Annotated in this window: 10 protein-coding genes; 1 reads left to right on the forward strand and 9 read right to left on the reverse strand. The window is 71.4% G+C overall.

Annotation, left to right across the window (positions count from 1 at the left end; genetic code table 11):
• Nucleotides 1-423: 423 nt before the first annotated feature.
• From proC to BFF76_RS13550, 6 genes are all read right to left on the reverse strand, one after another.
• Nucleotides 424-1,233 (reverse strand): pyrroline-5-carboxylate reductase, encoded by an 810-nt coding sequence (proC, locus tag BFF76_RS13525; protein ID WP_031091102.1) that lies wholly within the window; start codon nucleotides 1,231-1,233, stop codon nucleotides 424-426.
• Between the two features lie 58 nt (nucleotides 1,234-1,291).
• Complete coding sequence (locus BFF76_RS13530) at nucleotides 1,292-2,050, reverse strand: ABC transporter permease (RefSeq protein WP_065848283.1); 759 nt, start codon at nucleotides 2,048-2,050, stop codon at nucleotides 1,292-1,294.
• A complete protein-coding gene (locus BFF76_RS13535; RefSeq protein ID WP_065848284.1) occupies nucleotides 2,047-2,946 on the reverse strand; it encodes an ABC transporter ATP-binding protein in 900 nt (299 codons plus the stop codon). The genes BFF76_RS13530 and BFF76_RS13535 overlap by 4 nt, the downstream gene beginning before the upstream one ends.
• Before the next feature lie 64 nt (nucleotides 2,947-3,010).
• Complete coding sequence (locus BFF76_RS13540; protein ID WP_065848285.1) at nucleotides 3,011-3,781, reverse strand: class I SAM-dependent methyltransferase; 771 nt, start codon at nucleotides 3,779-3,781, stop codon at nucleotides 3,011-3,013.
• A gap of 48 nt (nucleotides 3,782-3,829) precedes the next feature.
• A complete protein-coding gene (locus BFF76_RS13545; protein ID WP_031091094.1) occupies nucleotides 3,830-4,375 on the reverse strand; it encodes an MFS transporter in 546 nt (181 codons plus the stop codon).
• Nucleotides 4,376-4,409: 34 nt separating this feature from the next.
• Nucleotides 4,410-4,742 (reverse strand): SH3 domain-containing protein, encoded by a 333-nt coding sequence (locus BFF76_RS13550; protein ID WP_031091093.1) that lies wholly within the window; start codon nucleotides 4,740-4,742, stop codon nucleotides 4,410-4,412.
• A 124-nt stretch (nucleotides 4,743-4,866) separates the two neighbouring features.
• Between BFF76_RS13550 and BFF76_RS13555 the strand changes: the two genes are divergently transcribed.
• The gene (locus tag BFF76_RS13555) at nucleotides 4,867-7,026 is read left to right on the forward strand and encodes a protein kinase domain-containing protein (protein ID WP_065848286.1); all 2,160 of its coding nucleotides are present in this window, start codon (nucleotides 4,867-4,869) and stop codon (nucleotides 7,024-7,026) included.
• A 34-nt stretch (nucleotides 7,027-7,060) separates the two neighbouring features.
• On the opposite strand, the gene ilvD is transcribed toward BFF76_RS13555, so the two are convergent.
• The 3 genes from ilvD to BFF76_RS13570 all read right to left on the reverse strand — a co-directional run bounded on the left by ilvD (nucleotide 7,061) and on the right by BFF76_RS13570 (nucleotide 11,120).
• Nucleotides 7,061-8,911, reverse strand: coding sequence for a dihydroxy-acid dehydratase (gene ilvD / locus BFF76_RS13560; RefSeq protein WP_031091088.1), 1,851 nt, complete (start codon nucleotides 8,909-8,911; stop codon nucleotides 7,061-7,063).
• 145 nt (nucleotides 8,912-9,056) lie between these two features.
• Entirely contained in the window at nucleotides 9,057-10,319 is a 1,263-nt protein-coding gene (locus tag BFF76_RS13565) for a PQQ-binding-like beta-propeller repeat protein (RefSeq protein ID WP_065848287.1), read from the reverse strand.
• A gap of 177 nt (nucleotides 10,320-10,496) precedes the next feature.
• Nucleotides 10,497-11,120, reverse strand: a complete 624-nt coding sequence (locus tag BFF76_RS13570; protein WP_031091085.1) for a TetR/AcrR family transcriptional regulator — start codon at nucleotides 11,118-11,120, stop codon at nucleotides 10,497-10,499.
• Nucleotides 11,121-11,122 lie beyond the last annotated feature (2 nt).

Raw genomic sequence — 11,122 nt, forward strand, 5'->3', positions numbered from 1 at the left:
CGCTTTCGCGTTTCCCTTTCCGGCGAGTCCGACTCTATCAGATCCTTTCGGGCCTGATTCCCAGTCAGCGGGCTTCGTCTTCACGGCCCTTCGGCCGTTCCGACGAGTGAGACATTAGCGGAATCCCCGGCCCCGACGCTAATCGGGTCGCCATCGAACACTGATTCCTCATTTCGCACGTACGCACACAGAAACGCACGACAGAGGTCGCTCGTTTCGAGTGGTTACTGCGGAATGGCTGTCCGGGGACCGACCGGAGTCGACGCTCACGTCGGACAACTCGGAGCACACTACGGATCGGGAGAGGGAGTGTCAACCCCCCTCCTGCCCACCCTTGTCGTGGGCCGTGAACCCGCCACCGTGGCGTCGCGCGGCGGCGGGTTCGGAAGGCGAGGACCTGGGGGCGGGGCGGGACGACGCCGGTCAGCCGTTGCCCGTGGCCAGCTCGCGGCTGCGGTCGCGCGCGGCCTCCAGCGCCGCGATGAGGGCGGCGCGTACACCGTGATTCTCCAGCTCCCGGATGGCGCTGATGGTCGTACCGGCCGGACTGGTGACGGCCTCACGGAGCTTGACCGGGTGTTCGCCGCTGTCCCGGAGCATGACCGCCGCTCCGATGGCGGCCTGGACGATCAGGTCGTGGGCCTGCGCGCGGGGCAGGCCGAGCAGGATGCCGGCATCGGTCATCGCCTCGACGAGGAAGTAGAAGTACGCGGGGCCCGATCCGGACAGTGCGGTGGCCGCGTCCTGCTGGGACTCGGGGACCCGGAGTGTCTTCCCGACGCCGCCGAAGATCGATTCCGCGTGGTCGAGGTGCTCTGCGGTGGCGTGGCTGCCCCCGGAGATGACGGACATGCCCTCGTCCACCAGCACGGGGGTGTTCGGCATGACGCGTACGACCGGAGTGCCGGCGGCGAGGCTGTCCTCGATGAACCCGGTCGTGATGCCGGCGGCGGCGCTGATGACCAGGCGGTCCGGGGCGAGGTGGGGGGCGAGCTCGTCGAGGAGGCGGCCCATGTCCTGGGGCTTGACGGCGAGGATGAGGATGTCGGCGCTCTTGGCGGCCTCGGCATTGGTGACGGCCTCGACGCCGTAGCGGGTGCGGAGCTTCTCCGCGCGCTCGGCACGGCGAGTGGTCACCAGCAGGTCACCGGCCCGCCAGCCGGCCCGGATCATGCCGCTGAGCAGGGCCTCGCCGATCTTCCCTGTGCCGAGGACTGCGACTGTCTGGGTCATGCGGTTCATCCTCCGGGTGGCGGTACGCGTCGTGGTTCGCCATCCTCGCACCGCACCGTCAGGTGGTGCGGCGGCTGAGGGTGGCCGCACCCAGACAGAGGACGAGCAGGGCGCTGCCGGCGACGACGAGGATGTCGCGGTAGAAGTCGCCGGTGATGTCAGGGTGAGTGAGGACCTGGTTCATTCCGTCGACGGCGTACGACATCGGCAGGACGTCGGAGATGGTTTCCAGCACGGGGTGCATCTGATCGCGCGGCGTGAACAGTCCGCACAGCAGCAGCTGCGGGAAGATCACGGCCGGCATGAACTGGACTGCCTGGAACTCGGACGCGGCGAAGGCTGAGACGAACAGGCCGAGCGCCGTGCCCAGGAGTGCGTCGAGCAGTGCGACCAGGAGCAGCAGCCAGGGGGAGCCGATGGCGTCGAGTCCGAGCACCCAGAGGGACATCGCGGTGGCCAGGAGGGACTGGGCGACGGCCACGGCGCCGAAGGCCAGCGCGTATCCGGCGATCAGGTCGCCCTTGCCCAGCGGCAGGGCGAGGAGTCGTTCGAGGGTGCCTGAGGTGCGTTCGCGCAGGGTGGCGATCGAGGTCACCAGGAACATCGTGATCAGCGGGAAGATGCCGAGCAGCGACGCGCCGATGGTGTCGAAGGTTTCCGGGTCGCCGTCGAAGACGTAGCGCAGCAGCGTGATCATCAGGACCGGCACGATCAGTAGCAGCGCGATGGTGCGGGGGTCGTGGCGGAGCTGGCGCAGGACGCGTCCGGCGGTGGCGAGGGTCCGGGCCAGTGAGAGTGCGGGAGTGTCGGTGCTCATCGGGTCTTCTCCTGGCAGGCGGCGGCTTCGTCCTCGGTCGCTCCGCTCGCGGCCGTTTCGCTCGCGGTGGCTTCGCTCGCGGTGGCTTCGTTCGCTGTGGCTTGGTTCGCTGTGGCTTGGTTCGCGGTGGCTTGGTTCGCGGTGGCTTCGTCCACCAGGTGCAGGAACGCCTCTTCGACGGTCGCGGAGTCCGTACGGGTGCGGAGGCCGTCCGGAGTGTCGTCGGCGAGGATCTCTCCCTCGCGCATGAGCAGCAGCCGGTGGCAGCGTTCGGCCTCGTCCATGACATGGGAGGAGACGAGGACCGTGGTGCCCCGGTCGGCGGCGAGGCCGTGGAAGAGATTCCACAGGTCGCGGCGCAGCACGGGGTCGAGGCCGACGGTCGGCTCGTCGAGGACCAGCAGCTCGGGGGTGGCGAGCAGGGCGACGGCGAGGGAGACGCGGCTGAGCTGGCCGCCGGAGAGGTTGCCGGCAAGGGCGTCGGCGTGGCGGGTGAGGTCGACGTCGCCGATGGCGCGGCTGACGGCCTCCTCGCGGGAGGCGCGGTGGGTGCGGCCCGGCCGGAGGACGGCCGCGAAGTAGTCGAGGTTCTGGCGCACGGTCAGGTCCGTGTAGACCGACGGCGCCTGGGTGACGTAGCCGATGCGTGGCCGCAGGGACGGGTGGCCGGCGGGGCGGCCGAGGACGTCGAGCGTTCCCGTGACCTTGGCCTGGGTGCCGACGACGGCGCGCATGAGTGTGGACTTGCCGCAGCCGGACGGGCCGAGGAGGCCGGTGATCCTGCCCGGCTCGACCGTGAAGTCGAGGCCGCGCAGGACCGTGCGGCCTCCCCGTACGACGGTGAGGCCGCGGGCCTCGACAGCGTTCGCGTCAGCGGTGCGCGCCGAATTCATCATGTGATGAATATTGATCCCGCCGAAGCGACCGCGTCAAGGCATGGGGGCGTGTCCGGCCGGACGTTCAGCGGACCAGCACGCCGAGTTCGACCACGTAACGCTCCTCGATCAGGCCGTCGGGGAACACGGCGGCCAGGTGGCCGCGCTCCTGATCCATGAACCGGTGGGTGGACTGCTCACCGGCCGCGCCGCGCACGAGGAAGGCGGAGTGGCTGGAGAGGTTGGCGAGATGCGTGTCGACCGGCACGGTGCGGGACCACCGCAGCTGCCGTTGCGCGAACTCTCCGCCCGACAGTCGCGTGAGGTTCCGCGAACCGGCGCCGCCCGGTGTGCCGTCGGCACTGTCGCCCGCGCCGAGGTGACCGCGCAGCCGCTCGGCCTGGTCCACGACCCAGGGGACGGCGTAGTCGGAGACGTTCCACCAGAGCGCCAGGGCGCCGCCGGGGCGCAGGACGCGGAGGGCCTCGGGGAGGGCACGGTCCGGGTCGGTCCAGTGCCAGGACTGGGCATAGGTGATCAGATCGGCCGACGCGGCGGCCAGGGGGAGGCGGTTGCCGTCGCCCCGGACGACGGGCACGGACGGCAGCGTCCGGTGCAGCTCCCCCGCCATGCCGGGGCCCGGCTCGACGGCGGTGACCCGGGCGCCGCGCTCGTGCAGCAGCCGGGTGGCGATGCCCGTTCCCGCGCCGACGTCGACGGCGCGGGAACCGCTCAGGGGGCGGCCGGCCAGCTCCTCGACGGCGTCCAGGAGTGCGGTCGGGTATCCGGGTCGCGCCGCCGCGTAGAGGGCGGCGGCGCTGTCGAACGAAAGGGCGCGTGGCACGGTTTCAGACATGGGTTCATCGTGCACGCGCCCCGCCGCGCGCGTGGCGGTTCTGCCGCGTTACCTGCGGCCGGAGCGCTTTGCCTTGGCACCCTTGCGGGCCGCCGGGTTGCCGGTGCGGGACGAGCGGCGCTTCACGTACTGGGCCCGCGCCGTCTCGTACTCCGTGCGCCGCAGCTTCTCGCCCGGTGCCTCCCGCAGCGAGCGGACGAAGTAGGCGAGGAGCGAGCCGATGAAGCCGATCGACTTGAGGCCACGCAGCCTGTCCTCGCGAGCCGGGTCGGCGGGGCGGCGGGTGAAGCCCTCCCAGGTCTTGCGGAAGGCGATGGCGCTGCAGACGGCGAACATCAGCACGACGAGCATGCCGACGAGGCTGTCGACCGCTGCGATCTCCAGGCCCTGGTAGGCGAAGCGCAGGACGAAGCACGCGGCGACGGCCGCGGCGAGCGAGCCGATGGTGGCACCCGCGCGCCGCAGCCCGTACCCGCCGTCGTGGTCGACCCAGGTCGTACCGAAGAAACGGAGGGGTTCGGGCTGCGGCCCTGGCGTGGTGCCGGCCGAAGGCACGGCCGAGGACGTTCCGGGGGCTTCGCTTTTCTCGCTCACGGAATCGATTATCCCCGGGCGTGCGCCGGTTTCGTCAGTCGCAGCGCGGAGCGATGTAGCCGTCACTGCCCGTCTTGACGTAGGCGTCCGCCACGAACTGGCCGTTGGCGATGTTGTCCCAGAGGTTCGACGTGCCGTACGGGCCGGACACCCACTCCCCCGGCTTCTGGCAGTAGACCGGGACGCTCATCCCGTACGGCAGCGTCCGGACGATCCCGTACTGCGTGCCGGGCCCCCTGCGGACGTTGACGCGATAGCCGGGCGCGATCGGGTAGACGACGGTGTCCGCGGCGAGCGTCGTCACCTCCTCGGCGGCGACCGCCGTCGCTTCTTCCGCTGTGGTCCCTGTGTTCTCTCCAACGCCCATGAGGGCCTCCCCCGTTGAGAAACGATGTGACGACGCGCAGGCTAACAAGCCCCACGTTCCTGGCACGCACCATCGACTAGGCTCCGTGCGTCGCGCTTGCGCACGAACAACACGGGGGTGGGCGATGCCGCCGCTGCGAGGGACCGGATCACATCCGGAAGCGGAGCATCCTGAGTACGCCGGGCAGTACAGGCTCGAGGCATGCCTCGGAGCGGGCGGTATGGGTGTCGTGCACCTGGCGCGCTCCGCCTCCGGGCTGCAGCTCGCGGTGAAGGTGGTGCACCGCCAGTACGCGGCGGACCCGGAGTTCAGGGCGCGTTTCCGGCAGGAGGTCGCCGCCGCCCGCCGGGTCAGCGGAGCGTTCACGGCGCCCGTCGTGGATGCCGACCCGACGGCCGCGCTGCCCTGGATGGCGACCCTGTACGTACCCGGTCCGACGCTCTCCGCGCAGGTGAAGCGGAACGGTCCCATGAGCCCCGCCGAGCTGCGCAGGCTCACGGCCGGACTCGCCGAGGCACTGCGCGACATCCACCGGGCCGGCGTCATCCACCGCGACCTCAAGCCGAGCAACGTGTTGCTCCCCGACTCCGGGCCCAAGGTCATCGACTTCGGGATCTCCCGGCCGTACGACAGTGATCTCCGTACGGAGACGGGCAAGCTGATCGGCTCGCCGCCGTACATGGCGCCCGAGCAGTTCCAGCGGCCCCGCGAGGTCGGACCGGCCGCGGACGTGTTCGCACTCGGAGCGGTGCTGGTGCACGCGGCGACCGGCCGGGGGCCCTTCGACTCGGACAGCCCGTACCTCGTGGCCTACCAGGTGGTGCACGACGAGGCCGATCTGGCCGGGGTACCGGCGGATCTCGCGCCCCTGGTCGGGCGCTGCCTGGCCAAGGATCCCCAGGAGCGCCCCACCCCGGACGAGATCATGGACGCGCTGCACCCCCCGTCGTACGAGGCGTCCGCCTTCATACCCGTCCAGCGCAGACCGCTCGCCGCCGAGTCCGGGTCCGGGGCGGCGGACGAGGGGACCACCCATGTGCGGGCGGCGGACGGGCTGTCGCCGGGGCCGGGAATGCCGAAGGGCCGCCGCACCCCACGCCGGCTCGCGGTCGTGGCCACGGCGGTGCTGCTGGCGGCCGGCGGTCTCTGGGCAGCGGGAACCCGTGACGGCTCGGTGACGCCGAAGCCGGACGGCGGTGCGGACGCGGGGCGCGCCGCGGCCTTCACTCCGTGGCGTACGCCGCTGCGCTCGCCGTCCGGCTCCACGCCGTCGTGCGCCCCGGGGTCCTCCGGTACGGACTCCGGGCTGTACTGCGTCTCCACCGGTTTCGGCGTGGCCCGGCTGGACGCGTCGGACGGCCGGGTGGTCTGGTCGCGCCGGGACACGTCACCGGCCGCGGTGTCCGGGGCCGCGATGTCCGGCAGGCCGGCCTACACCGTCGTGGTGGGCGGGGAACTGCGGGCGTACGACCCGGGCAAGGGCACGGAGCTATGGCACGCGGACCTCTCCGCGTACGCCGATGTGCCCGCCCCCGCGGGAGGCCTCCTTCTGGCGGTCCGCCGGAACGGGGCACTCCAGGCGCTCGACGCGGCGAGCGGTGATTCCCGCTGGCAGCGCACCGTCCCCGGGCACGTGAGCCCGGGTTACGCGCTGTACGAGGCCGGAACCGGTCTCGCGTACGTGTACGAGAGTTCGGCGCGGGGTGCCACCACCCTGATCACGGCCGTCGACGCGAGGACCGGTGACACGGCCTGGCAGCGCAGGCTGGACGGGAACCTCGCCCCGGCCGGGACGTCGGACGGTGCACTCCTGCTGACCGCCATGAACGAGAAGGCCCAGACCACCGAGCTGGTCAGCTACGACCCGCAGACGCGGAGCGCGACCCGCGTCTCGCTGCCCTTCCGGATGAACGCACCGGAGACCCTGGTGGACGGGGACACCGCCCTGCTGCTGGAGCGCGGCGGCACGCTGCTCGCCCTCGATCTCCGTCCGGGCACCGGCCGGGCCGAGCGGTGGCGGCTGGAGACGGCCGTCGGGATGACCTCGGCACCGGTACTGGGAGCGGGCGGCCGGCTGTACTTCTCCGCCGCCGACGGGCGGCTGCTCGCCGTCGACACGGAACGCGGAACGCTGCTCGGCCAGACACGTCCCCGGCTGAGGGACGGGAAGCTCAGCCATGCATCCTCGCTGCCGGCCCCCGTCGTCCTGGGCCGGAGCGTGATCGGCACCGCACCCGACGGGTCGGCCTTCGCCGTGGACGCCGACGGCCCCGCCCGCTGGTGAGACCGGGGACGGGGCCGTCGAGCGCCGCTGAGGGTCAGCCGAGCCTGGAGACGTCGCGGACGGCGCCCCGGTCGGCGCTGGTGGCCATCGCCGCGTAGGCGCGGAGAGCGGCCGAGACCTTGCGGTCGCGGTTCTTCGGCGCGTACACGCCGTTCAGTGCCTCGCGGCGGACGGCGAGCTCCTCATCGGTGACGAGCAGCTCGATCGAGCGGTTCGGGATGTCGATCCGGATCCGGTCGCCGTCCTCGACCAGCGCGATCGTGCCGCCGGACGCCGCCTCGGGCGAGGCGTGCCCGATGGAGAGACCTGAGGTACCGCCGGAGAACCGGCCGTCGGTGACGAGCGCACAGGTCTTGCCGAGGCCCCGGCCCTTCAGGAAGGACGTCGGGTAGAGCATCTCCTGCATGCCGGGGCCTCCGCGCGGGCCCTCGTAGCGGATGACGACGACGTCGCCGTGCTCGATCTCCTTGCGGAGGATCTTGTCGACGGCGTCGTCCTGCGACTCGCAGACGACGGCCGGACCCTCGAAGGTCCAGATCGACTCGTCGACGCCCGCCGTCTTCACGACGCAGCCGTCGACGGCGAGGTTGCCCTTGAGGACCGCCAGGCCGCCGTCCTTGGAGTAGGCGTGCTCCAGGTCGCGGATGCAGCCGCCCGCGGCGTCCAGGTCGAGGGTGTCCCAGCGCTCCGACTGCGAGAAGGCGGTCGCCGAGCGGACGCATCCGGGGGCGGCGTGCCAGAGCTCCACGGCCTCGGGGGACGCGGAGCCGCCGCGGACGTCCCAGTCCTTCAGCCACTCGGCGAGGGTGTCGGAGTGGACGGAGTGCACGTCCTCGTTGAGCAGCCCGCCGCGGTGCAGCTCACCGAGAAGGGCGGGGATGCCGCCTGCCCGGTGGACGTCCTCCATGTAGTACGTGCCGCCGGGGGCGACGTTGGGGGCGACCTTCGACAGACAGGGGACGCGGCGCGAGACCTCGTTGATGTCGTCGAGGTCGTAGTCGAGCTCGGCCTCCTCGGCTGCGGCGAGCAGGTGCAGGATCGTGTTGGTCGAGCCGCCCATGGCGATGTCGAGTGCCATGGCGTTGTCGAACGCGGCGCGGGTGCCGATGGCCCTCGGCAGGACCGTCTCGTCGTCCTGCTCGTAGTAGCGCTTGGTGATCTCGACGACCGTGCGGCCCGCGTTCTCGTACAGCGCCCTGCGGGCGGTGTGCGTGGCGAGGACGGATCCGTTGCCGGGGAGGGAGAGGCCGAGGACCTCGGTCAGGCAGTTCATCGAGTTGGCGGTGAACATGCCGGAGCAGCTGCCGCAGGTGGGGCAGGCGTTCTCCTCGATGCGGAGGATGTCCTCGTCGGAGATGCTCTCGTCGACCGCATCGCTGATCGCGTTGACCAGGTCGAGCTTGCGGACCGTGCCGTCCACGAGGGTGGCCTTGCCGGCCTCCATCGGGCCGCCGGAGACGAACACCGTGGGGATGTTGAGGCGCATGGCGGCCATCAGCATGCCGGGGGTGATCTTGTCGCAGTTGGAGATGCAGATCAGGGCGTCCGCGCAGTGCGCCTCGACCATGTACTCGACGCTGTCCGCGATGAGGTCGCGGGAGGGGAGGCTGTAGAGCATGCCGTTGTGCCCCATGGCGATGCCGTCGTCCACCGCGATGGTGTTGAACTCCCGGGGCACCGCGCCCGCCGCCTTGATCGCCTCGGACACGATCCGGCCGACTGGGGCGAGGTGGGTGTGGCCCGGCACGAACTCCGTGAAGGAGTTGGCCACCGCGATGATCGGCTTACCGATGTCCTCACTGGCTACGCCGGACGCCCGCATAAGGGCGCGGGCGCCCGCCATGTTGCGGCCGTGGGTGACAGTGCGGGACCTCAGCTGGGGCATCGTCTCTCGCTCCTTCGACAGAAAAGACTGCCTCCGAGCGTACGCCTCCCGTGCCAAGATCTGGACACGCTGTCCGGAATGCGGGACGGCATGCTCAGTGGGCGGGCAGGGAGGAAGACCCGCCCGCTCCCTCACCGCGCCCCGGTCACACCGCCGGAAGCGCCATCAGCCGGCGCCCGTGGAGCGCGGCCAGCCGATTGCCGCCGGAGACCACGTACCACGGGTCGATCGCCCCCGTGCCGTCGTTGAAGGTCCAGCGGAGCTTCCCGTCACGCGCGTCGTAGGCCTGGACGCCGCCGTCCTCGTCGAACTCCGTCGCCCCGTAGAGAGTGTCCCCGACCTTGGCGAACTGGAGCGGGACCGACACCTCGAGCAGGTCCTGGTTGTGCCACCGCCGCTTGCCGGTGGCGGGATCGACGGCCCACAGGGCATGGGCGCTGTCCGAGGCGTACAGCACCCCGTCGAGGACGGTCGGCCCGTTGAACGTGTCGAACTCCTCGGTCTGCAGCGCCCAGCGCTCGGCACCGTCGTCCAGGGCGAACGAGCGCAGGTGCCTGCCGTCCGCGACGAAGACCGCCCCGTCGTGGACGGCGATCCTCTCGAAGTTGGACCTGCTGATCTTCTTCGACCACAGCTGCCGTCCGGTCGCGGTGTCGCGGACGGTCAGGTTCTCGCGGTGGTCGGTGTAGACGAGGCGGTCACCGAGCACCGCTGAGGTGAGGCCGGACTCCTCGGTCCCGGTGTCCCGCTTCTCGCTCCAGACGGCCTTGCCGGTACGGATGTCGATGGCGGCGATCACGTTCGTCCGGGAGCTGAGGTCCTTCTCCAGGATGCCCGCGATCACGTACACGCGTTCCGTGTCGGCGCCGATGGGCCGGGGCTGGGAGTACCGCCCGTCCAGGCGGCTGCGCCAGGTCTCCTTGCCTGTGGCCGGGTCGAGCCCGACGAGATCGCCGTCGTACTCGCCGCTGGCCAGATACAGCGTGTCCCCACCCATGATCAGCCGTGCGCCCGGCTGCGCGGCACCCGGCAGCGACCACAGCTTCTTGCCGGTGGCGAGGTCCCGTGCCGTCAGGGGGTCGTCGGCGACCAGCACCACGTTCCCCACGACGGCGAGCACCTCGTCGCTGCCGAGGGAGCCCACCCCGGTCGCCTCCTGCCACAGGGCACGCGGCGCGGTACCGGCGGGCGGTGTGGTGAACGCGTCCCCGCCGCCCTTGCCGCTCCCGCCGGGCTTCGCTCCCCCCGCGCCCCCGGAGGCGTCGGCCTCCTCGGGTCCGCACGCGGTCGTCACCGCCCCGGCCAGGACGAGGCCCAGCCCCACGCCGGCCATCCGGAGCAGCCTGCGGCGGGGCAGGGCGCCGTCCGCTCCGCGCCCGTCCGGTCCGCGCACATCTCGAGTGGTCATGGCCGTCTCCCCCGCTTGTGGTGCATCAGTACGTCCTGCTCGGTCGCTCCGCACAGCCAACCATCGAAATTCGGCCAGAGCCGCGGCTGATACCGACTCGCGACATCGTTGTGAAGCCACCGGCACAGAGATCACACAGGCAGGACCCGGATCACGGGGCGACCGGGCGGGAGCGGGTCACCGGTCGCTCAGATAGCGCTGGAGCGTGGGGGCGACCATCGCGATGATCTTCTCCGGGTCCGCCGACGCCAGGGGTTCCGCCCGGATCACGTACCGGAGGATCGCGATGCCGATCATGTGCGAGGCCGCGAGTTCCGCGCGGAAGGTGGGGTCGGGCACGTCGAGGCCCTCCGCGATCCGCTCCAGCAGCCGGCGCAGCACGAAGCCGCGCAGCACCTTCGCCGCAGCCTCGTGCGTGAGTGCGGAGCGGAGGATCGCCAGCAGCGGCGCGCGGGACGCCGGGTTCTCCCATACGCCGATGAAATACCGGGCCAGCCGCTCCCCGACGTCCTCCGAGGAGCCGCCCAGGATCGCGGGGACGACGAGCGCGGGCTCGAAGGAGACCTCGATGGCCGCGGCGAAGACCTCGTCCTTCGTGCCGAAGTAGTGGTGGACCAGTGCGGCGTCGACGTCGGCCGCCCTGGCGATGCCACGGACCGACGTCTTGTCGTAGCCGCGTTCGGCGAACTCCGTACGGGCAGCCTCCAGGATGCGGGTCCTGGCGTCGGGGCCGTCGGTGCGCGCCGTACGGGAGGGGCGGCCCCTGCGCCGGGGGGACTGGCCGTCGGCGCCGGGGGTCATGG

It is taken from the genome of Streptomyces mutomycini (assembly GCF_001700505.1).
GTDB classification, from domain to species: Bacteria; Actinomycetota; Actinomycetes; order Streptomycetales; family Streptomycetaceae; genus Streptomyces; species Streptomyces mutomycini.